Consider the following 19,814-nt stretch of genomic DNA (forward strand, 5'->3'; position numbering starts at 1 on the left):
CACCGCCCACCGGATCCGCGTGAGACCGCCGCGTTCCTGGCAGTGACACGGTCACCCACGCCGCCGGTCGCGCTGGGATAATCGCCCGATGGTCTCGTCGAACGCGCTGGGCGACTTCCTGCGGGCCCGGCGCGCCCGCGTGCAGCCGTCCGACGCGGGCCTCCCGGCGGGCACCGGGCTGCGCCGCACCCCCGGCCTGCGCCGCGAGGAGCTGGCCGCGCTGTCCGGGGTCAGCATCGACTACTACATCCGGCTCGAACAGGGCAAGGAGCTGAACCCGAGCGCCTCGGTGCTGGACGCGCTCGCCACCGCCCTGCGGCTCGGCGGCGACGAGCACGCGCACCTGTACGCGCTGGCCAACCACGCCGCGCGGCGCACGTCGCAGGCGCGCCACACCGCCGACCGGACTGTCCCGTCCGGCACTCGGCTGCTGCTGGAGAACCTCCGCCCGTGCCCGGCGTACCTGCTCAGCCCGATCGGCGACATCCTCGCCGCCAACCCCGAGGGGGTCGCCCTCTACGCCGGGCTGGACGGCTGGCCCGAGGAGCGGCGCAACACCGTCCGGTACGTGTTCCTGCACCCGGCGGCGCTGACCCTGCTCGCCGACTGGGACGCCTCCGCCCTCGGCTGCGTCGCGAACCTGCGCGGCGTCCTCGCCGACGACCCCCGCTCCCCCGGCCTCGCCGACCTCGTCGCCGAGCTGACCGCCGGGAGCGCCGAGTTCGCCGGGCTGTGGGGCCGCTACGACGTACGGCGCCGGCGGAGCGCCCGCAAGACGTTCCGCCACCCCGTCGTCGGCGAGCTGACCCTGGGATACGAGGTGCTGCGCCTCTCCGAGCCGGGCCGCCGCGTCACCGTCTACCAGGCCGCGCCCGGCAGCCGCGACCACGAGCGGCTGACCCGCCTGGCACGCGAGCCGTGACGGGGTCAGTGGGCGGCGGCGTTCCAGTCGGGACCGGCGCCCACGGCGACCTCAAGCCCGACCGACAGCGGATACGCGGTCGTCATCCGAGCGTGGACGATCTTCTCGACCGCCCCGCGCTCTCCGGGCGCGACCTCCAGCACGATCTCGTCGTGGACCTGGAGGAGCAGCCTGCTGCGCAGCCCGGCCTCCGTCAGTGCCTCGTCCACCCGCAGCATCGCGATCTTGACGATGTCGGCGGCCGAGCCCTGGACCGGGGCGTTCAGCGCCATCCGCTCGGCGGTCTCGCGGCGCTGCCGGTTGTCGCTGGTCAGGTGGGGCAGGTAGCGGCGGCGGCCGAGGATCGTCCGGGTGTAGCCGGTGACGCGGGCCTCGGCCACGACGTGGTCGAGGTAGTCGCGGACGCCGCCGAGCCGCGCGAAGTAGGCGTCCATCAGCGGGCGCGCCTCCGCCACCGCGATGCCGAGCTGCTTCGCGAGGCCGAAGGCGGACAGGCCGTAGGCCAGCCCGTACGACATCGCCTTGATCTTGCGGCGCTGGTCGCCGGTGACGGCGTCCGGCGCGACGCGGAACACCTGCGCGGCCATCGTGGTGTGCAGGTCCTCCCCGGACTCGAACGCGGCGACGAGGGTCGGGTCCTCGGAGAGGTGGGCCATGACGCGCAGTTCGAGCTGCCCGTAGTCGGCGGTCAGCAGCGCCGCGTAGCCGTCGCCGGGCAGGAATGCGCGGCGGATGCGCCGGCCCTCCTCCGTCCGGACGGGGATGACCTGCAGGTTCGGCTCGATGGACGACAGCCGCCCGGTCGCCGCGACGGTCTGCTGGAACGTGCTGTGCACGCGGCCGTCCGCGCCGATCTCGCGGATCAGCCCGGCGACGGTGGCGCGCAGCCGCGCCTGGTCGCGGTGCCGGAGCAGGACCTCCGGCAGACCGCTGTCGGTCTGGGTGGCGAGCCAGGTCAGCGAGTCCACGTCCGTCGAGTACCCGGACTTGATCTTCTTCGTCCTGGGCAGGCCCAGCTCGCCGAACAGCACCTCCTGGAGCTGCTTGGTCGAGCCGGGGTTGAAGCGGCGGCCCGCGATGTCGGCGGCCTCGTCGGCGGCGCGCTCCATCGCGTCCGCGAAGTGCTTCTCCAGCTCGTCGAGCATTCCCGCGTCGACGTGGACGCCCGCGCGCTCGGCCCGGGCGAGCAGACCGGACAGCGGCAGCTCGACGTCGCGGAGCACCGCGTCCATGCCGGTGGACGCGAGGTCGGCGGCGAACACGCCCGCCAGGTCGAGCACGGCCCGCGCGCTGCCCATCAACCCGGCCGCGCCCTCTGCTGAGGGACGCCGCCCGAGGTGCCGCCCGGCGAGATCGGCGAGGCCGTAGGCGGCGAGGCCCGGCAGCAGCAGGTAGGCGGCCATCGCGGTGTCCGAGGCGACGCCGTCGAGGTGCCAGCCGCGCTCGCCGAACACGCGCAGCAGCGACTTCAGGTCGTGCACGGCCTTCGGACGGCCGGGATCGGCCAGCCACTCGGCGAAGGCGCGCTCGTCGCCCTCGGTCAGCCGGGACGGCTCGAACGACGCGGCGTACCCGTCGCCCGTGGCCAGCGCGACGCGCGCGACGTCGCCCTCGCCGCGCGCCCACGTCCAGTCGGCGGCGAGGCCGACCGTGCCGGTGGCGCGGTCGCCCAGCCAGGCGGCCAGTTCGTCGGGCTCCAGTTCGGTGCCGTGGATCGTCTCCCGCGGCTCCGCCGTGTCCTCTTGTGGACGGCCGCCGCCCGGGTCGGCCGCGAACAGCCGCTGCCGGAGGCTCGCGTTGCGGAACTCCAGCTCGTCGAGCAGGGCGGTGAAGGCGGCCAGGTCGTAGGGGCGGCGGCGCAGGTCGTCCAGGCCGAGGGGCAGGTCGAGGTCGCGGACGAGCTCCGTCAGCCGCCGGTTCAGCCGCACCGTGTCGGCCGCCGCGCGCAGCTTCTCGCCCGCCTTGCCCTTCACCTCGTCGGCGCGGTCGAGCAGCACGTCGAGGGAACCGAACTCGCGGACCCATTTCGCGGCCGTCTTCTCCCCGATGCCCGGGATGCTGGGCAGGTTGTCGGACGGGTCGCCGCGCAGGGCGGCGAAGTCCGGATACTGGGCCGGGGTCAGGCCGTATTTCTCCCGCACCGCCTCGGGCGTGTAGCGGATCATCTCCGACGCCGTCCGGTAGAAGTACAGGACGGTCACGTGGTCGCCGACGAGCTGGAGCGCGTCCCGGTCGCCGGTGACGATCAGCACGCTCATGCCCGCCGCCTCGGCCCGCACGGTCAGCGACGCGATGACGTCGTCGGCCTCGTAGCCGGGCGCGCGCAGCACCGGCAGGCTCATCGCGGCGAGGAACCGGTCGAGGACCCCGAGCTGGCTGCCGAACTCCTCGGGCGAGCGGGCACGCCCGGCCTTGTACTCGGGGAACGCCTCGGTGCGGAACGTCCGGCGGGACACGTCGAACGCGACCGCCGCGTGCGTCGGACGCTCGTCGCGCAGCGCGTTGGCCAGCATGTTCGCGAACCCGTACACGACGTTGGTGGGCTGCCCGGCCGTCGTGCTGAAGTTCTCGACGGGCAGCGCGTAGAACGCCCGGTAGGCCAGCGAGTGGCCGTCGAGGAGCAGCAGGCGGGGCCGGTCGGTCATGTGACCCATCCTCGCACCCGGGAACGACATTCCAGCCAGCCGGAAACCCGCCCGGAACAGGGCATGAAACGACCGGACGAGATGTTGGGGGCAGACATGACGAAGATCGGACTAGGACGTCTCGGAATCTGGCGGCCCTGGAGCCTGCTCGACCCCGCCCTGGCCAAGGACGTGGAGGACTACGGCTACGGCGCGATCTGGGTCGGCGGCTCCCCGAGCGGGGACCTCGACGTCGTCGAGCGCCTGCTCGCGGCGACCGACCGCATCGTGGTGGCGACCGGGATCGTGAACATGTGGAGCACGCCCGCCGAGGAGGTCGCGCCCTCCTACCACCGGCTCGCGGACGCCTACGGGGAGCGGTTCCTGCTCGGCGTCGGCATCGGCCACCGCGAACGGACGCGGGAGTACCACAGCCCGTACGAGACGATCGTCCGGTATCTCGACGCGCTGGACGCGGCGGACGTCCCGGCCGGCGGGCGCGTCCTCGCCGCCCTCGGCCCGAAGGCGCTGGAACTGTCGCGGGACCGGGCGGCGGGCGCGCACCCGTACCTGACGACGCCCGACCACACCCGCGTGGCGCGGGAGACCCTCGGCGACGGCCCGGTCCTCGCGCCCGAGCAGAAGGTCGTGCTCGACACCGACCCCGCCCGCGCCCGCGCGGTCGGCCGGGAAGGACTCGCCCGCTACCTGGGCCTGCGGAACTACGTCAACAACTTCAAGCGGTTCGGCCTCACCGACGCCGACGTGGCGGACGGCGGCAGCGACCGCCTCGTGGACGCCCTCGTCGCGCACGGCGACGCGGCCGCGATCGCCGCGCGGCTGTCCGCGCACCTGGACGCGGGCGCCGACACCGTGGCCGTCCAGGTGCTGACCGAGGAGGGCGGGGACCCGCGTCCCGCGCTGCGCGCGATCGCCGAAGAGCTCACCCCCTGAACACCGGCCCCTGAACACGCGAGAGGGACGCGCCCGGGTGCGGGCGCGTCCCTCAGCGGACTCGCGTCAGCGGGTCTTGTAGCTGCCCATCTGGTCCAGCGGCCGCTTGTAGGACGGCGACGGCCGGTTGGCCAGCGCGTTCTTCTTGGCCAGCTCGTTGCCGTTCACGGTCAGCGTGCTGTAGGCGAACAACTGGGTGACCGACGCGGTGGCGCCGATCATCTGCTCGAAGCCCTTGAGGTTCACGTTGTCGTACCGGTCGCACGCCAGGTGGTAGCACGGGTCGTACTGGACGCCCGCCGTACCGCCGTACCGCTTGACCTGCTCCGCGGTCTTGATCCCCTCGGCGCCGGTGGCGATCCCGCCCGCCGGGATGCCCGCGCTGATGAAGGCGTTGTAGTCCGAGCGCCCGTCGAACGCCGTCGGGTCGGTGGGCAGCTTGCGCGACGCGAAGTGGTCGTTGAACGCCTTCTCGATCGCGCCGGACCCGACCGGGCCCGGGACGTTGTTCTTGCCCTCGCTGTTGTCGCCGTCGTAGACGAAGTTGACGTAGTTCGGCGACGCGAGCATGTCGAAGTCGAGCATCAGCGCGATCTTGTCGCGGTCCGCCTGCGGGAGGACGTCGACGTAGTGCTGGGAGCCGAGCAGGCCCTCCTCCTCGGCGCCCCAGAAGGCGAACCGCACCTTGTTGCGCAGCGCGGGGCCGAGCTTGTCGATCTGCTTGGCCATCTCCAGGAGCGTGGCGGTGCCGGAGCCGTCGTCGTTGATGCCCGGCCCCTCGGCGACGCTGTCGTTGTGCGCGCCCACGACGACGACGTTGTCGGCGCGTCCGCGCTTGGTGTCGGCGAGGACGTTCGCCGCCGTCCGCTTCTGGTTCAGCGTGTCGGTCTTGACCCGCAGCGTGACGCCGCCGTTCTGGGCCTGCTGGACGAGCGCCTTGCCGACCGCGTTCGTCGGCCCGACGACCGGCAGGTTGTACGGCTTGGTCAGCGTGCCCGCGACCGGGCCCGGCTGGTCGGGGAGCTGGTAGATCACGACGGCGGCGGCGCCCGCGGCGATCGCGTTGTCGGTCTTGACGGAGAAGAAGCAGCCGCCGCGCTGGATCAGCGCGATGTGGCCCTTCGGGAAGCCGGCGAAGTCGTCGGCCTCGCATCCGCTGCCGGCGCCGGTCGCGGACGGGTCGACCGGGGTGGCGGCGGCGGTGACGTCCCCGGACCCGGAGTACTGCAGCGTCTGGAAGTCGCTGTCGGGCTGGAACGTCTTCTGCTCGGGCGCCGTCTCGGCGAACGTGGGCGCGGACCGTTCCTGCCAGTAGTCGAACTCGAACCGCTGCACGGTCGGGGTGTACCCGGCCCGCTTGAGCTGGTCCGCGATGTACTTCAGGGTGATCTCGTTGCCCGGGAGTCCGGCGGCGCGGTTGCCGCCGTTCGCGTCCGCGATCTTCTGCAGGTTGAGCTGGTGATGGCGGACGTTCTTCAACGTGACCAGGTTGGCCAACGAGGGACGGCTCGGCGCCGCCTGGGCCGGGGCCGCCGCCAGGGTGCTGGCGGCGAGCGACAGCCCCAGGAGCGTTGCTAGCGCGGCTCTGCGCATGACACGGTCTCCGAAAGTGGGGGATGATCTTGCGCCCGAAGCTTTGCATGCGACATTTCGCACAACAAGCGATGCGCAGTACATATCGCGGCCAACATCGGCCTTCGCCGATTCGGAGCGTGAGCGACCGATCGCGACCAGCACCCTGACAGACGGTGAACTGTCCAAAACCGGTAGCGCCTATGGCTTTCGGCACGTCAGCGTCTATAGGCTCCGTGAGCTTCGGTGAATGGCGGGTTAATCCATTGGGAGTTCCAGTGACGAAGTCGGAGGCCACCGGCGGGACGCACGGGCGGCCGCGTACCCACCCGATCTGGCGAAGGATCGCGCTTCTCCTCGCGGTGCCGCTCACGGCACTGCTCGTGCAGTGGGGCATCCCGGCCGTGGTCACGCTGTCGAACGCGCTCCAGCGCTACGACTACTCCACCGTGTACAACGAGGTCGGCGTGCCCGCGACCACGGTGACGGAGGCACTCCAGGACGAGCGGACCGCCGCCGTCCGCCTCCTCAACGACAGCTGGAAGCCGGACAAGCAGCGCTACGACGAACAGGTCGTGGACACGGACGCGGCGGTCGCCGCGTTCCGCAAGCGCGCCCTGTCGGGGAAGACCCGGGGCGCGATGGACGGCTCCACCGCGACCCGCGTGCGCAGGCTCAGCGACGCCTACGACGAGCTCGTGACGCTGCGGGCCAGGGTGGCCACCGGCGCCACCACGACGATCGGCGCCATCAACGGCTACAGCAAGATCGCGGACAACACGATCCGGCTGCTGACCACGCTCGTGAGCGTCGACGACGTCACGACGTACCAGCACACGAACGCGCTGCTGCACAACTACTGGGCCCGCGAGCTCATGCTGCGCGAGGACGCGCTCCTGTCCACCGTCCGCGCCGGGCCGATGAACGCGACGAACCGCACGGCCTTCGCGTCCTACGCCGAGGGGCGCCGCCAGTTCTTCGAGCTCGGCCGGACCGAGGCCGAGGGCACCATAGAGAAAATCATGTACGATCTGGCGAACTCATCGGCCTTCACCACGTATACGACGCTGGAGAACTCCGTCGTGAACAACGGTCTGGCGCCCGACCCGAGGGAGTGGCGGTCCGCGATCTCGGCGCTCTCCCCCGTCTGGTTCGACGCGGCCGCCCAGGCCCAGACCGTGGTGAACAACGACGACGTCAAGCCGGCCGGGCGGCGGATCATGCTCGGCTTCTACCTGATCGGCGTCATCGGCCTCGTCAGCCTCATCGTCTCGGTCGCGCTGTCGCTGCTGTTCGCGCGGCGGCTCACCGCCGAGCTTCGGGCGCTGCAGGAGTCGGCGCAGCGGCTCGCGAACGAGCGCCTCCCGCGCGTCGTCGCGAAGCTGAGACGCGGTGAGACGGTCGACGTGGAGGCGGAGTCTCCACCGCCCGCGACCGGGCGGACGCGGGAGATCGTCAGCGTCAGCGAGGCGTTCGGGACCGTCCAGCGGACGGCGGTCGGCACCGCGGTCGGCGAGGCCGAGCTGCGCGCCAGCATCAACCGCGTGTTCATCAACCTGTCGTGGCGCAGCCAGTCGCTGCTGCACCGGCAGCTCCGGCTGCTCGACCAGATGGAGCGCCGCGCGGCGGGCCCGGACGAGCTGGACGACCTGTTCCGCCTCGACCACCTCACCACCCGCATGCGCCGGCACGCCGAGGGCCTCGTGATCCTCGCCGGGTCGCCGACCGTCCGCGCCTGGGACCACCCGGTCGCCGCCGAGGACGTCGTCCGCGCCGCCGTCGCCGAGATCGAGGACTACACGCGGGTCGAGGTCACGGGCGCGTCGTCGGTCGCGGTCAGCGGGGACGTCGTCGCCGACGTCATCCACCTGCTCGCCGAGCTCATCGAGAACGCGGCCGTGTTCTCGCCGCCCGCCACCGAGGTCACCGTCAAGGTCGAGACGGTCGCCAACGGGCTCGCGGTCGAGATCGTCGACCGCGGCATCGGCCTGCACCCCGACGAGCTGGACGAGCTCAACACCCGGCTCACCAGCGCCGCCGAGTTCGACCTGGTCGACACCGAGCGGCTCGGGCTGTTCGTCGTCGCGCGGCTGGCCGCCCGGCACCGCATCAAGGTCTCGCTGCAGGCGTCCGCGTACGGCGGCACGACCGCGATCGTGCTCGTCCCGCACGCGCTCGTCACGATCGACGACGACCTCGCGCGCGGCGGCCCGGCGCCCGGCACCGCCCGCACGCTGGTGGCCGCCTTCGCCGGCGGCGGCACCGCGCCGACCGGCCGGCAGCGGCTCGGACGGCCGTCCCGTCCGGCGCTTCCGGGCGGGGCCGCGCCGCCCCAGGCCGAGCCGCCGGACGACCTGCCGGGCGACATGCCGCCCGGCGAGCCGCCGATGGCCGTGCCCGCGTCCGGCTCGCCCTACGAGCCGCCCGCCTCGCCGTACGACACGCCGACGTCCCCGTACGACACACCTCCGTCGCCGTACGAACCACCGGTGTCGTCGCACGAACCACCGCTGTCCCCTTACGACACGCCCGCCTCGCCGTACGAGCCGCCGACGTCCCCGTACGACCCGCCCGCGTCGCCCTACGAGGCGCCCGCGTCGCCGTACTTCACGCCGGAGGGCCCGCGCGACGCGCCCGGAGGGCAGGGCGGCCGCATCCCGGCCGCCGAGGTCCCCGGGCAGATCATCGAGGCGGAGGTCGAGTCCAGCGAGGTCACCGGGCGGCTGCCGCGGCGCGTCCGGCAGAAGAACCTGGCACCGCAACTGCGCAGGGGCTCGGGGTCCCGGCGCGCCGACCGGCAGAAGCCGGCCGCGCCCGCGCGGCCCCCGGGCCGCGGCCCGGCCGACGACGACTTCGAGGAGCCGGTCCCCGAGCTCAGCCGCGACCTGATGTCCTCACTACAGTCGGGCTGGCTGCGCGGCAGGGGCGACGATGACGAACCGGACGATCCCGGTCAACTCGATGAATGGGGTGAACGATGACCCAGCAGGCCCACCACGCCACCGGCGAGCTCGACTGGCTGCTCGACGATCTGGTTCAGCGGGTCGGGGAGGTCCACCAGGCCGTCCTGCTCTCCCGGGACGGACTGGTCATGGGCGCCTCGGGCGGTGTCACCCGCAAGGACGCCGAGTTCCTCGCGGCACTGTCCTCGGGGTTCCACAGCCTCGCCAACGGCGCCCGCGAGCACTTCCAGGCCCGCCAGGTGCGGCAGACCGTCGTCGAGCTCGACGGCCTGCTGTTCTTCGTCATGCCCGCGGGCAACGGGAGCTGCCTCGCGGTGCTGAGCGACGCGGGCGGCAACGCCGGGCTCGTCGCCTACGAGACGACCATGCTGATCAAGCGGGTGCGGCGGACGCTCGCGGCCTCCCCGCGCGGCGCCGCCGAGCCGCAGGACCCGCAGTTGCGCTCGGGCGCCTCGGGCTGAGCCGGCCGTGGAGACTCCGCGAGAACGCTGGGTCGGCCGGGACGCGGGCCCGGTCGTGCGGCCGTACGCGGTGACCCGGGGGCGGACCCGCCCCCAGGGCATCGTCATAGACCTGGTCACGCTCCTCGTCGCCACGGGCCGAACCCCGGGCGAGAAGGTGTGGCTGTCCCGCGAGCAGCGCGTGCTGCTGGAGCTGTGCCGACGGCCGTCCACCCCGGCCGACCTCGCCTCGGAGATCGACCTGCCGTTCCGGGTCGTGCAGATCCTCCTGGAGGACCTGTACCAGTACGGCCTGGTGGAGGAGACCAATCCCCAGGCCGAGCAGTCCGACCGCCCCGACCCACGCATCCTGATGAGAGTGCTCGATGAACTTCGCCGGCTCTAACGTCTCTCTGCCGGGCGACGCCGCGCTCGCGCCCCGCGGGGGCGAGGACGTCCCGCTGCACACGCTGAAGATCCTCGTCGCCGGCGGCTTCGGCGTCGGCAAGACCACCCTCGTCGGCGCGGTGAGCGAGATCCGCCCGCTGCGCACCGAGGAGGACCTCACCGACAAGTCCGTCGGCGTGGACGACCTCGGCGGCGTCGAGGCCAAGCGGACCACGACCGTCGCGATGGACTTCGGCCGCCTCACGTTCTCCGGCGGCGTCCGGCTCTACCTGTTCGGGACGCCCGGCCAGGAGCGGTTCTGGTTCATGTGGGACCAGATCGCCTACGGCGCGGTCGGCGCGATCGTCCTCGTCGACACCCGGCGGCTCAGCACGAGCTTCGCCTCCATCGACTTCTTCGAGCAGCGGGAGATCCCGTTCGTCATCGCGGCGAACGTGTTCGACGGCGCCCGCCGCTACCGCGAGGAGGACATCAGGGAGGCCCTCGACCTCGAGCTGGACGTGCCGGTCGTGCTGTGCGACGTCCGGCAGCGGGACATGGCGAAGGGCATCCTCGTCACGCTGGTCGAGCACGCCCTCCAGTCGTCACGGCGCTGATCGTCACGGCGCTGATCGTCACGGCGCTGATCGTCCGGCGCTGATCGTCACGGTGCCGGGCCCGGCGGTCCGGAAGCGGTCATCCGCGCGACGATCAGCGACGCGAGCGCGGCGTAGGCGGCGGAGTCGTCCAGACCCGTGTCCGCCGCGATCTCGCCGCGGTGGACGGCCTCCATGACCTGTCCCGCGACGGCGCCGACGAACGCCGCGTCGGCGGCGGCGCCCGCGCCGTCCGGGAACGCCTCGCGGACGAGGCCGCGCACGCGCCGCACCGCGTAGCGCGTGTTGCGCTTGTAGATCTCGCGGGCGGGTGCGAACGCGTCCAGGTCGGCGAAGAAGGCGGGCGACGCCGGAGCCAGCTCGGCGGAGATCGCGCGCAGGTACGCGCCGACGCGCTCGCGCGGGTCGGCGCTCGCGTCCAGGACGGCCTCCACCCGCTCGGTCGCGCGCCGGAAGAACGCCCGGACGACCGCCACGATGATCTGCTCGCGGCTGGCGGCGACCGCGTACAGGGTGCTCTTCGAGCAGCGCAGGACGGCCGCCAGCTCGGCGACGCTGAGGCTCGCGAAGCCGCGGTCGAGGAACACCTCCATGAGCCGGTCGATGAGGTCGTCGCGCCGCCGCGAGGCCCGGGTCGCCCGCTCGTCCACCGAGGTCATGCCGAGGACGGTACCAAAACGGGTTCGCCGGTACCGGCCTTGGTACTGTGAGGGTGCCGAAAGGAGCCCGCCCATGCCCGTCACCCGGCAGCTGCCCACCCCCGAGTCCGCCGACCTCGTCGCGCTGACCCGCGAGATCGCGGCGAAGGAGCTGGCGCCGCGGGTCTCCGACGCCGAGCGCACCGGGACGTTCCCGCGCGACGTGTTCGCGACGCTGGGCCGCGCCGGGCTGCTCACGCTCCCCTACCCGGAGGAGTTCGGCGGCGGCGGCCAGCCGTACGAGGTCTACCTCCAGGCGCTGGAGGAGATCGGCGCGGTGTGGGCGAGCGTCGGCGTCGGCGTGAGCGTCCACTCCCTGTCCTGCTTCCCCCTCTTCTCCTACGGGACGGACGAGCAGCGCGCCCGCTGGCTCCCCGACCTGCTGTCCGGCGAGCGGCTCGGCGCGTACTGCCTGTCGGAGGCGCACGCGGGCTCCGACCCGGGCGCGATGCGGGCGCGGGCCGTCCGGGACGGCGACTCCTACGTCCTCAACGGCGCCAAGGCGTGGACGACCCACGGCGGCGAGGCCGACTTCTACACGGTCATGGCGCGCACGTCCGACGACGGGTCGCGCGGCGTCTCCTGCTTCTACGTCCCGGCGGGCACGCCGGGCCTTGAGTTCGACCGCCCCGAGGACAAGATGGGCCTGATGGGCTCGACGACCGCGACCGTCCGGTTCGTGGACGTCCGCGTCCCGGCCGACCACCTGATCGGACGCGAGGGCCAGGGCCTCCCCATCGCGCTCGCGGGCCTCGACGCCGGCCGTCTCGGCATCGCCGCCGTCGCCACCGGCCTCGCCCAGGGCGCGCTCGACACGGCCGTCGCCTACGCCAAGGAGCGCGAGGCGTTCGGCAAGCCGATCATCCAGCACCAGGGCCTCGCGTTCGTGCTCGCCGACATGGCGGCCGCGATCGAGTCGGCCCGCGCCACCTACCTCTCGGCGGCCCGCCTCAAGGACGCGGAACGCCCCTACGGCCGCGAGGCGTCCATCGCCAAACTGGTCGCCACCGACAACGCGATGAAGGTGACGACGGACGCGGTCCAGGTCCTCGGCGGCGCCGGCTACACCCGCGACTTCCCAGTAGAGCGCTACATGCGCGAGGCCAAGGTCATGCAGATCTTCGAAGGCACCAACCAGATCCAACGCCTCGTCATCGCCCGCGACCTCGCCCGCTAGAAATCGGCGGGTTCTGCACCACCGGAGGCGTTCGGCTGGGAGTCGGTGTTCTTCGTCAACGTGCCCCTCGCCGGTGCCGCCGCGCTGCTCGCCTTCGTCTTGATCGCACCGGACGCGCCGCGTGCCGGTGGCCGCTCGATGGACGTCGCGGGGGCGCTGACCTCGACGATCGGTATCACGGCCGTGGTGTTCGCCCTGGTGCAGGGACCGGAGTCCGGATGGCTGTCGCCCGCCGTGCTGGCCACCGCGCTCGCGGGCGCGGTCCTGTTCGCGGTGTTCGTCGTGGTCGAACGGCGTAGCGCCGACCCGCTGCTGCCGCTGCGCCTGTTCACCAACCGCGACCTGAGCGTGGGGACGCTCGTCACGTTCTTGTACATGGGCACCTTCGGCACCCTGCTGTACTTCCTGACCGTGTACTTCCAGGGCGTGCACGGCTACGACGCGCTGACCACCGGGCTGGCGACCGCCCGGCCGTGCACGTCTGACCGGCACAGATCCAGTGTGGTGTCCCCCGCTTCGGGGCCGAGCTGGTTGCGGCCGAAACTACGCGCAGGCCGGATGTCCCCACTTACCGTTCTCGCCTTGGGCGATCTCGTCTCCGGGTTTGATTCTTTTGCCGCAATGGCAGGTCCCAGGAAACTTGGCCTTGATACCCGATGATCCTGCCGCCTGGCGAGGCGTTGACCTGCGCCGAGGTTGAACGCTGTCGGCTTGTTGCGGGATCTCGTCAGCACTGGTTCCGCTGACGGCCTGCTGACTGGTCGCGGCGGCATTGGCCGCCCGGTCGGCGAGCGCGTTGAGGATGTCCCCGTCCTCCCGGTGTGCTGCGACGTGCACGAACGCTACTGTGCGTCCTGCCAGCAGGCCCTCGACCGCCTCGATGAGGTCCCGGTTGGCGACCGGTTTCTTGGAAGCGGTCGTCCACCCCTTGGCCTTCCAGCCGGGCAGCCACTTTGTCACGGCGTTGATCGCGTACATGGAGTCCATGCGGATCTCTAGATCAGCACCCGGGTCTGTGGCCGACAACAACTGACGCAGAGCCGCCAACTCGGCGATGTTGTTGGTCGCATCGCCGGGCGGCCCGCACGCCCACTGCGTTACACGTTCATCCGCGTCGGCGAGGACCCACCCCCAGCCGGCGGGACCAGGGTTGTCTTTGCAGGCTCCGTCGCAGGCGGCGATCAGGCGATTGGGCATGCGCCCATGCTGCCAGGCCACCCGCCGGTAGCAGAGCTGATCGCGGGAGACGATCGGGTCTGGCCGGGGCGGAGTCTCCAACTCGCCTCCCCCTGTCATTACCTTATGTAGTTGACTCATGGCTATGAGTGATCTACTGATGATGTCATCACACTCGATCACCGGGAATGAGGAACAGCCATGAGCAGGAGACCAGCCATGCCCGGAGCCGTCGTCCTAGTGGCGGTGGGCGCCGCCGCAATGGCCCTGATGCCGGCGTCCCCGGGCATAGCCGCCGCTCCCACGGCGATCGGGCATTCGCGGCGGGCACCCGCCTACACCTGCGACAGAGTCGACCGCACGGGCCCCGGTTCCGTAGCGCCCTACACCGGCTCAGGGAACTGCCAGGCATCGGGCGGCCTCCCCCAGCACGGCCCCCTCTTCGACGAGTTCGACATCCTCGACCGCCGCAGCGGCGGACAGTCGGTCCGCTGCTCCACCGGCAGCGGATTCTCCGGATACGCCGACCTCCCCGACAGCGTCGACGGAAACTACTGCAGCCCCATCAACGACTGATCCAGGCCCCGCCGACCAGCCACGAGGACCACTCGCTTTGTCGGACAAACCCTAGGTGCGTTAGGACGTCATGACGTCACCACCAGCGGCCGCAGCCGCTGGAGTCGCAGGCGCGAAGGTAGACGCTTCGTGCACCCTTGTAGGTGTACGGCTTCTTCCTTCTCCACACCATCTTTTTCTGCGTACGCCGACCGGACTCCCAGTTGATGCGATACACGACCCAGACGTGGTCGTCTCTCTTTCCCCAGAAGAAACTGCCGTTGTAGCCCCCGCGCCCATCACACCTCCACTTCTTGTCCACCCCGACATTCAGACCTCTGGGCGACCACAAATCTGTAGATGCCTTTCCGTTCCTGCACGCCATTGCTCGAATATCACGTTGTTTCGTCACGGTGGCCAAAGTGGATCCGGTCGAGGTCCCGGCCGATGCGTTGGGCGTGACCGCGAACGACGCCGCAGTCATCGCAATGGCCGCGGTGCAGAAGACGAATCGCTTGCCGATCATGCTGGTCCTTCCTTTCGAGGTCCAGATCATGATGACCTTCGGCCACCTCGAATTCTATCGTGGGAAACCCGTAACATGCTTGTCCATGACATGCAGAATTCACTCGCGCCGGGGTCGTCCGCGCCCTTGGTCGACACGTTGCGGGCAGAGCACCGCTTAAGGAGAGAGAATGATCATCTCCCAATCGTCTCCCGAACTGGCGGGCTCCCTCAGAGGACGAAGTCGGTTGGGTCGCAGTGGTATCTGCGGGACGCGGACCTGGCCGCCGCGACCCAGGCCGGGTTGCCGCCCGGGGTGCGGACGGAGATCGGTCCGGCCGTGTTAAACCAGCAGGCGAACGCGCAGCGGGTGTGGCGTCCGCCGGCCGCCGTGGACGTGAGGTACTCGACCTGGTCGTTCAGCCAGCCGACGTCCCGCGTGCCGGTCCGGCCGTAGCCGATCTCGGGGACCGCCCACGGGATGCCCTTGGAGTCGGCGAACTCCACGGCGGGCCCCCACAGGGAGTCCTGCGAGCCGACGTGGGAGTAGCCGTCGACGCCCAGGCAGTCGACGAGGTCGTCGCCCGGCCACAGGTCGGCGTAGGTCGACCCGGCGCGCGGGGACGTCCCGGACCAGGTGGTGAGGATCTGGATCGTGTGCAGGAGCGGCCGCCCCTCGTCCTTCACCTGCTGGACGAGGCGGCAGAACCGGCGGAACGCCGCGCGGTACACCGCGAGGCCGAACGAGCCGCTCCGGATCTTCCCGTCCGCCTCGTGCCAGATGCTCACGAACGCGAGGTGGTCCTTCGGGATCGACCGCAGGAACGCGACGGTCTCCTTGTCGAGGGCGCCCCGGGCCATGGCCGTGATGGACGGCTTCCCGCTCCAGCAGGACGCGCGGGCGCCGACGTCGACGCCCGCGTTGGACGCCGCCCAGCTCTCCGGCATCCCGACGGCGGCGGGCTGGTAGGAGCGCCGGATGGTGAGGGGGCCGAAATCGTCGTCCATGGCTGGGAAGTCGGAGCCGGACAGCCGGTCTCCGGCCGCGCCCCACAGGATCGCGTTCCGGCCCAGGTTCCGGCCGTCGGGTCTTGCATGCGTCATCGTTCCCCCGGCATCGGGTCGACGACCCCCACCAGGATGGTCGCCGGGACGACCCCGCATGTGCCAGGAGTGCGCGCGGTATTCGCCCAGTGAGGTCAGGGACTTGTGTCCGCTTTGGACAGCGCTGGGCGCTCTGAAGGCCGAGGCGCAGACGGTGCCGCGCGGCGCGTGTAGGGGGCGCGTCGACGGGAACTCGGACAGGGTCCGCGCGGATCGCGAGGAGGTCGTGGGATGGGCAGCCTGATCGGACGGAACCTGCTCGCCGGAGCCGAGCCCGAGGTCACCGCTGACGCCGGGTATCCCGACGCGCCGCCGCGCATGGGGTTCTTCACCGACACGTCGGTATGCATCGGCTGCAAGGCGTGCGAGGTGGCCTGCAAGGAATGGAACGCCGTCCCCGAGGACGGCCTCGAGTTCACCGGGATGTCCTACGACAACACGCAGGGCCTCGGCGCGGACACCTGGCGGCACGTCGCGTTCATCGAGCAGGACAAGCCGATCGGGCAGTCGGAGACGGGCGTCGCGCGCGGCCCGAACGGCGCCGCCGACATGCGCTGGCTGATGGCGTCCGACGTGTGCAAGCACTGCACGCACGCCGCCTGCCTGGACGTCTGCCCCACCGGCTCGCTCTTCCGCACGGAATTCGGGACGGTCGTCGTCCAGGAGGACATCTGCAACGGCTGCGGATACTGCATTCCCGCCTGTCCCTACGGTGTCATCGACCAACGCAAGGGTGACGGCCGGGCGTGGAAATGCACGCTCTGCTACGACCGGCTCGGCGCGGGCCAGGAACCCGCGTGCGCGAAGGCGTGCCCGACGGACTCCATCCAGTTCGGTCCGCTCGACGAGCTGCGCGAGCGAGCCGCGATGCGCGTCGACCAGTTGCACGACCTCGGCGTCGACGACGCCCGCCTCTACGGCCACGACCCGGACGACGGCGTCGGCGGCGACGGCGCGTTCTTCCTCCTGCTGGACGAGCCCGAGGTGTACGGGCTGCCGCCCGACCCGGTCGTCACCACGCGCGAGTTGCCGTCGATGTGGGCGCACGCGGGAGTCGCGGCGGCGACGCTGCTCGGCGGGCTCGCCGCGGTGTTCGCCGTCCACGGCCGGAGCGGAGGCGGCCGATGAGCTCGTCCGGCGTCGGCAAGGACGGCCTGCGCGGCGAGCGCCCCGGCCGGGAGGCGCAGATCGGACGGGGCGTACGGCGGCGTGGGCGGCGCGGCGAGCGGGCGATGGTCCCGGACGCCGAGTTCACCTCCTACTACGGCAAGCCCATCCTGAACCCGCCGGTCTGGAAGGCCGCGGACGTCGCCGCCTACTTCTTCCTCGGCGGGCTGGCCGGGGCGGGCTCGGTGCTCGCCGCCGGAGCGCAGCTCACCGGGCGTCCCGCCGCCGCGCGGGCGCTGAAGGCGTCCTCGCTGGCCGCGATCCTCGGGTCCACGGCGGCCCTGATCCACGACCTCGGACGCCCGAAGCGCTTCCTCAACATGCTGCGCGTGATGAAGCCGACCTCTCCGATGAGCATGGGCTCCTGGCTGCTCGCGGCGTACGGCCCGGCCGTGGGCGGCGCCGCCGCCCTGGACGCGACGGGCCTGTTCCCCCGGCTCGGCGGCGCGGCCACCGCGACGGCGGCCGTGCTCGGCCCGGCCGTCACCACCTACACGGCGGTCCTCGCCGCCGACACGGCGGTGCCCGCCTGGCACGAGGGCCACCGCGAGCTGCCGTTCGTGTTCGCGGGCTCGGCCACGGCCGCGGCTGCGGGGATGGGGCTCGTCGCGTCGCCGCTCCGCGAGAACGGGCCGATGCGCAGCGCGGCGGTGTTCGGCACCGTCCTGGAGGCCGCGGCCGCGCGGACGCTCCGCGTCCGCGTCGGCTTCGTCGCCGAGCCGTACCGGAAGGGCAAGGCGGGACGGCTCATGCGCGCGGGCGCGGTCCTGTCGGCGGCGGGCGCGGGCGGCGCGGCGCTGTTCGGCGGGCGCGACCGCGCGGCGGCAGTCCTCAGCGGGACGGCGCTGCTCGCGGGCTCGGCGTTCACCCGGTTCGGCGTCTTCCACGCCGGGATGCAGTCGGCGCGCGACCCGAAGTACACGGTCGTCCCGCAGCGGGAGCGCCTGGCCGCGCGCGCCGACGCCGAGCAGTCCGGCTGACTCGTCAGGCGGTCTCCCCCGCGGCCGCCTCGGCGGGCTCGCGGGCCGGACGCCAGAACACGGCGAGCAGCGCCGCCGCGCCGAGGCCGCCCGCGAGGGCGGTGATCGCGAGGCCCGTCCAGCCCGCGAGGTCGCCGTCCACGCCGAACGCGCGGTCGAGGGAGACCGCGCCGCCGCCGAGCGCGCCGAGCGCGCACGCCACCAGGATGATCATGAGGACGTACTCGTAGCCCTGCCCCGGGCGGAAGATGAAGAAGCCGTTCCGCAGGTGGGCGGTGATGAACGCGACGGCCATCGTGCCGACCGCGCCCGCCGCCGCGAGCGGGGTGAGCAGGCCGAGCAGCAGCAGGACGCCCGCGCCAAGCTCGGTGCCGGTGGCCATCAGCGCGTGCAGCCTCCCCGGCCGCAGCCCCATGGACTCGAACCAGCCCGCCGTTCCCTCGATCCTCCCGCCGCCGAACGCGTGGTTCCACCCGTGGGCGATGAGGGTGCCGCCGACCGACACCCGCAGGACGAGGGACGCGATGTCGATGCTCGCCGCGTCCACAGACATTCACGGCCCCTTTCCCTGGTTCCGGACGTCCCCGTCCGAGCGTCCTGCCAACGTACAGGAACGATCCGGGCGGGCCGGGGCGCGGGGCGGAGGATCACCGAGTCCCGTTCGGCCGGGACCGGTTACCGACCCGGCCGTGGGGCAGATCACAAAGGGGTGAGTTCCGGATCACGTCACATTCCGGGCGGTCGATCCATCTTTCTTACAGGTGCTCCCCGAGGGCGCCGGGTGCGGGAGAGCTGGGAGGCGCCATGGGCACCGAACCGAGGCGGTTCGATCTCACGATGCTGCACGCCGCGTACGGCGCGTTCCGCCGCGACGCGGCCCGGCTGGAGTCCGCCGCCGGGCGGAAGGGCGCCCTCGACTGGACGGCGATCGAGAACAGCTGGTCGCTGTTCAGCCTCCACTGGCGCGTGCAGGACCTCGCGGAGAAGAACGCCCTCTGGACGGTGATGTACGCCAAGGCCGCCGACGGGATGGACGAGGTCGGCGCCGTCCTGGACGAGATGACGCTGCACGCGCTGCGGACCGTCCCGCCGATGGACGCGATGGACACCGCCCTCGACCAGCGGAGCCGCGACATGTTCGCCGAATGCGCGCAGTGGCTCGACGCCGCCGCGGCCGACCTCCTCGACTTCAAGGAGTCGGACGTGCTGCCGCTCGTCCCGCGGACGCTCACCGCGTTCGAGTGGGGCGGGTTCGACGTCGAGTTCCGCCGCGAGCTGGGCATGCGCGGGCTCGCCGTGTTCCTGCCGTGGCTGCTGGACGGCGCCGACGAGCGCACCCGCCGCGCGGTGCTGCGGCTGCTGCCGCCGCCGATCCGGCTCGTCTACCGGACGAGCTGGCGGCCCCGCTACGAGCGCCGCCCACGACTCGCCGTCCCCGCCTGCTGAACCGGGCCCTCTGAACCGCGCCCGCTTGTGAAGGACCCGTGTGATCGGGTCCACATTTCGTCGATGTCACGTTCTTCCGCCGAACCGGGTCTTTATGCGCAGAAGCGGCTCTGCTCGACACGGCGACGGGAGGACGTTGACGATGGCGGCGACGCGGAGGGGCGGCGGCGGGACGTCCGGACGGAGGCCGCCGAAGGCGGTGGACGCCTCGGCGCGGGCCCTCGACGAGCGGTTCGGCACGACCGGGTTCGCCCGCAAGGCCATGCGCAAGGCGTTCCCCGACCAGTGGAGCTTCCTGGTCGGCGAGATCGCCATGTACTCGTTCGTGATCATCCTGCTGACCGGGGTGTTCCTCACGCTGTTCTTCAAGCCGAGCATGCACGAGGTCGTGTACGACGGGTCGTACACGAAGCTCAAGGGCGTGGAGATGAGCGAGGCGTACGCCTCCACGCTCAAGATCAGCTTCGACGTGCGGGGCGGGCTGCTCGTCCGGCAGCTGCACCACTGGGCGACGCTCATCTTCATCGG

General features: G+C 71.8%; 19 protein-coding genes and 1 pseudogene. 13 read left to right on the forward strand and 7 right to left on the reverse strand.

The window, feature by feature from the left end:
* Window positions 1-88: 88 nt before the first annotated feature.
* A complete protein-coding gene (locus tag FXF65_RS36840) occupies window positions 89-922 on the forward strand; it encodes a helix-turn-helix domain-containing protein (RefSeq protein WP_148354695.1) in 834 nt (277 codons plus the stop codon).
* A 5-nt stretch (window positions 923-927) separates the two neighbouring features.
* On the opposite strand, the gene polA is transcribed toward FXF65_RS36840, so the two are convergent.
* Window positions 928-3,567, reverse strand: a complete 2,640-nt coding sequence (polA, locus tag FXF65_RS36845; protein WP_222868934.1) for a DNA polymerase I — start codon at window positions 3,565-3,567, stop codon at window positions 928-930.
* Between the two features lie 96 nt (window positions 3,568-3,663).
* Between polA and FXF65_RS36850 the strand changes: the two genes are divergently transcribed.
* A complete protein-coding gene (locus FXF65_RS36850; protein WP_148354697.1) occupies window positions 3,664-4,500 on the forward strand; it encodes an LLM class F420-dependent oxidoreductase in 837 nt (278 codons plus the stop codon).
* A 66-nt stretch (window positions 4,501-4,566) separates the two neighbouring features.
* Here the strand turns inward: FXF65_RS36850 and FXF65_RS36855 are convergent, their stop codons facing one another.
* A complete protein-coding gene (locus tag FXF65_RS36855) occupies window positions 4,567-6,093 on the reverse strand; it encodes a M20/M25/M40 family metallo-hydrolase (protein ID WP_148354698.1) in 1,527 nt (508 codons plus the stop codon).
* Window positions 6,094-6,350: 257 nt separating this feature from the next.
* On the opposite strand from FXF65_RS36855, the gene FXF65_RS36860 reads away from it, so the two are divergent.
* From FXF65_RS36860 to FXF65_RS36875, 4 genes are read left to right on the forward strand one after another with little or no spacing between them, the layout of a single operon-like run.
* Window positions 6,351-9,053, forward strand: coding sequence for a sensor histidine kinase (locus FXF65_RS36860; protein ID WP_187412713.1), 2,703 nt, complete (start codon window positions 6,351-6,353; stop codon window positions 9,051-9,053).
* Window positions 9,050-9,496 (forward strand): roadblock/LC7 domain-containing protein, encoded by a 447-nt coding sequence (locus FXF65_RS36865; RefSeq protein ID WP_148354700.1) that lies wholly within the window; start codon window positions 9,050-9,052, stop codon window positions 9,494-9,496. Before FXF65_RS36860 ends, FXF65_RS36865 begins: the two co-directional genes overlap by 4 nt.
* A 7-nt stretch (window positions 9,497-9,503) precedes the next feature.
* Complete coding sequence (locus FXF65_RS36870) at window positions 9,504-9,881, forward strand: DUF742 domain-containing protein (protein WP_067888168.1); 378 nt, start codon at window positions 9,504-9,506, stop codon at window positions 9,879-9,881.
* The gene (locus FXF65_RS36875) at window positions 9,862-10,479 is read left to right on the forward strand and encodes a GTP-binding protein (RefSeq protein ID WP_148354701.1); all 618 of its coding nucleotides are present in this window, start codon (window positions 9,862-9,864) and stop codon (window positions 10,477-10,479) included. The genes FXF65_RS36870 and FXF65_RS36875 overlap by 20 nt, the downstream gene beginning before the upstream one ends.
* Window positions 10,480-10,526: 47 nt before the next feature.
* Here the strand turns inward: FXF65_RS36875 and FXF65_RS36880 are convergent, their stop codons facing one another.
* Complete coding sequence (locus FXF65_RS36880; protein ID WP_148354702.1) at window positions 10,527-11,138, reverse strand: TetR/AcrR family transcriptional regulator; 612 nt, start codon at window positions 11,136-11,138, stop codon at window positions 10,527-10,529.
* Between the two features lie 73 nt (window positions 11,139-11,211).
* Between FXF65_RS36880 and FXF65_RS36885 the strand changes: the two genes are divergently transcribed.
* Together FXF65_RS36885 and FXF65_RS36890 are read left to right on the forward strand one after the other, a co-directional pair.
* Window positions 11,212-12,354 carry an acyl-CoA dehydrogenase family protein gene (locus FXF65_RS36885; RefSeq protein WP_148354703.1) on the forward strand — a complete coding sequence of 381 codons (1,143 nt, stop codon included), beginning with the start codon at window positions 11,212-11,214 and terminating at the stop codon, window positions 12,352-12,354.
* 45 nt (window positions 12,355-12,399) lie between these two features.
* Complete coding sequence (locus FXF65_RS36890; RefSeq protein WP_187412714.1) at window positions 12,400-13,014, forward strand: efflux MFS transporter permease; 615 nt, start codon at window positions 12,400-12,402, stop codon at window positions 13,012-13,014.
* Here the strand turns inward: FXF65_RS36890 and FXF65_RS36895 are convergent.
* Complete coding sequence (locus tag FXF65_RS36895; protein ID WP_148354704.1) at window positions 12,898-13,551, reverse strand: ribonuclease H family protein; 654 nt, start codon at window positions 13,549-13,551, stop codon at window positions 12,898-12,900. The two genes, FXF65_RS36890 and FXF65_RS36895, sit on opposite strands and share 117 nt — an antisense overlap.
* A gap of 180 nt (window positions 13,552-13,731) precedes the next feature.
* On the opposite strand from FXF65_RS36895, the gene FXF65_RS36900 reads away from it, so the two are divergent.
* The gene (locus tag FXF65_RS36900; protein ID WP_148354705.1) at window positions 13,732-14,106 is read left to right on the forward strand and encodes a hypothetical protein; all 375 of its coding nucleotides are present in this window, start codon (window positions 13,732-13,734) and stop codon (window positions 14,104-14,106) included.
* Window positions 14,107-14,182: 76 nt separating this feature from the next.
* Here FXF65_RS36900 and FXF65_RS36905 read toward each other — a convergent pair whose 3' ends face one another.
* Together FXF65_RS36905 and FXF65_RS36910 are read right to left on the reverse strand one after the other, a co-directional pair.
* The gene (locus FXF65_RS36905; protein WP_148354706.1) at window positions 14,183-14,611 is read right to left on the reverse strand and encodes a hypothetical protein; all 429 of its coding nucleotides are present in this window, start codon (window positions 14,609-14,611) and stop codon (window positions 14,183-14,185) included.
* A 209-nt stretch (window positions 14,612-14,820) separates the two neighbouring features.
* Window positions 14,821-15,693 (reverse strand): glycoside hydrolase family 26 protein, encoded by an 873-nt coding sequence (locus tag FXF65_RS36910; protein ID WP_148354707.1) that lies wholly within the window; start codon window positions 15,691-15,693, stop codon window positions 14,821-14,823.
* A 318-nt stretch (window positions 15,694-16,011) separates the two neighbouring features.
* Here FXF65_RS36910 and FXF65_RS36915 point away from each other — a divergent pair, with 318 nt between their 5' ends.
* Complete coding sequence (locus FXF65_RS36915; RefSeq protein WP_246199351.1) at window positions 16,012-16,821, forward strand: 4Fe-4S dicluster domain-containing protein; 810 nt, start codon at window positions 16,012-16,014, stop codon at window positions 16,819-16,821.
* Window positions 16,818-17,840 (forward strand): NrfD/PsrC family molybdoenzyme membrane anchor subunit, encoded by a 1,023-nt coding sequence (gene nrfD / locus FXF65_RS36920; protein WP_148354709.1) that lies wholly within the window; start codon window positions 16,818-16,820, stop codon window positions 17,838-17,840. The genes FXF65_RS36915 and nrfD overlap by 4 nt, the downstream gene beginning before the upstream one ends.
* A 4-nt stretch (window positions 17,841-17,844) precedes the next feature.
* On the opposite strand, the gene FXF65_RS36925 is transcribed toward nrfD, so the two are convergent.
* The gene (locus tag FXF65_RS36925; RefSeq protein ID WP_148354710.1) at window positions 17,845-18,393 is read right to left on the reverse strand and encodes a DoxX family protein; all 549 of its coding nucleotides are present in this window, start codon (window positions 18,391-18,393) and stop codon (window positions 17,845-17,847) included.
* 251 nt (window positions 18,394-18,644) lie between these two features.
* Between FXF65_RS36925 and FXF65_RS36930 the strand changes: the two genes are divergently transcribed.
* The gene (locus tag FXF65_RS36930) at window positions 18,645-19,286 is read left to right on the forward strand and encodes a hypothetical protein (RefSeq protein ID WP_148354711.1); all 642 of its coding nucleotides are present in this window, start codon (window positions 18,645-18,647) and stop codon (window positions 19,284-19,286) included.
* A 142-nt stretch (window positions 19,287-19,428) separates the two neighbouring features.
* Window positions 19,429-19,814 (forward strand): annotated as a pseudogene (locus FXF65_RS36935) (cytochrome bc1 complex cytochrome b subunit); the annotation flags it as partial.

The organism is Actinomadura syzygii (assembly GCF_008085905.1).
GTDB lineage: Bacteria > Actinomycetota > Actinomycetes > Streptosporangiales > Streptosporangiaceae > Spirillospora > Spirillospora syzygii.

Bases quoted from the DNA above. Each gene is read 5' to 3' on its own strand.
- FXF65_RS36895 (WP_148354704.1), bottom strand. From the start codon at position 13,551: ATGCCCAATCGCCTGATCGCCGCCTGCGACGGAGCCTGCAAAGACAAC.
- FXF65_RS36885 (WP_148354703.1), top strand. From the start codon at position 11,212: ATGCCCGTCACCCGGCAGCTGCCCACCCCCGAGTCCGCCGACCTCGTC.
- FXF65_RS36875 (WP_148354701.1), top strand. From the start codon at position 9,862: ATGAACTTCGCCGGCTCTAACGTCTCTCTGCCGGGCGACGCCGCGCTC.
- FXF65_RS36855 (WP_148354698.1), bottom strand. From the start codon at position 6,093: ATGCGCAGAGCCGCGCTAGCAACGCTCCTGGGGCTGTCGCTCGCCGCC.
- FXF65_RS36915 (WP_246199351.1), top strand. From the start codon at position 16,012: ATGGGGTTCTTCACCGACACGTCGGTATGCATCGGCTGCAAGGCGTGC.
- FXF65_RS36850 (WP_148354697.1), top strand. From the start codon at position 3,664: ATGACGAAGATCGGACTAGGACGTCTCGGAATCTGGCGGCCCTGGAGC.
- FXF65_RS36910 (WP_148354707.1), bottom strand. From the start codon at position 15,693: ATGACGCATGCAAGACCCGACGGCCGGAACCTGGGCCGGAACGCGATC.
- nrfD (WP_148354709.1), top strand. From the start codon at position 16,818: ATGAGCTCGTCCGGCGTCGGCAAGGACGGCCTGCGCGGCGAGCGCCCC.
- FXF65_RS36930 (WP_148354711.1), top strand. From the start codon at position 18,645: ATGGGCACCGAACCGAGGCGGTTCGATCTCACGATGCTGCACGCCGCG.
- FXF65_RS36925 (WP_148354710.1), bottom strand. From the start codon at position 18,393: ATGTCTGTGGACGCGGCGAGCATCGACATCGCGTCCCTCGTCCTGCGG.
- FXF65_RS36905 (WP_148354706.1), bottom strand. From the start codon at position 14,611: ATGATCGGCAAGCGATTCGTCTTCTGCACCGCGGCCATTGCGATGACT.
- FXF65_RS36840 (WP_148354695.1), top strand. From the start codon at position 89: ATGGTCTCGTCGAACGCGCTGGGCGACTTCCTGCGGGCCCGGCGCGCC.
- polA (WP_222868934.1), bottom strand. From the start codon at position 3,567: ATGACCGACCGGCCCCGCCTGCTGCTCCTCGACGGCCACTCGCTGGCC.
- FXF65_RS36900 (WP_148354705.1), top strand. From the start codon at position 13,732: ATGAGCAGGAGACCAGCCATGCCCGGAGCCGTCGTCCTAGTGGCGGTG.
- FXF65_RS36880 (WP_148354702.1), bottom strand. From the start codon at position 11,138: ATGACCTCGGTGGACGAGCGGGCGACCCGGGCCTCGCGGCGGCGCGAC.
- FXF65_RS36865 (WP_148354700.1), top strand. From the start codon at position 9,050: ATGACCCAGCAGGCCCACCACGCCACCGGCGAGCTCGACTGGCTGCTC.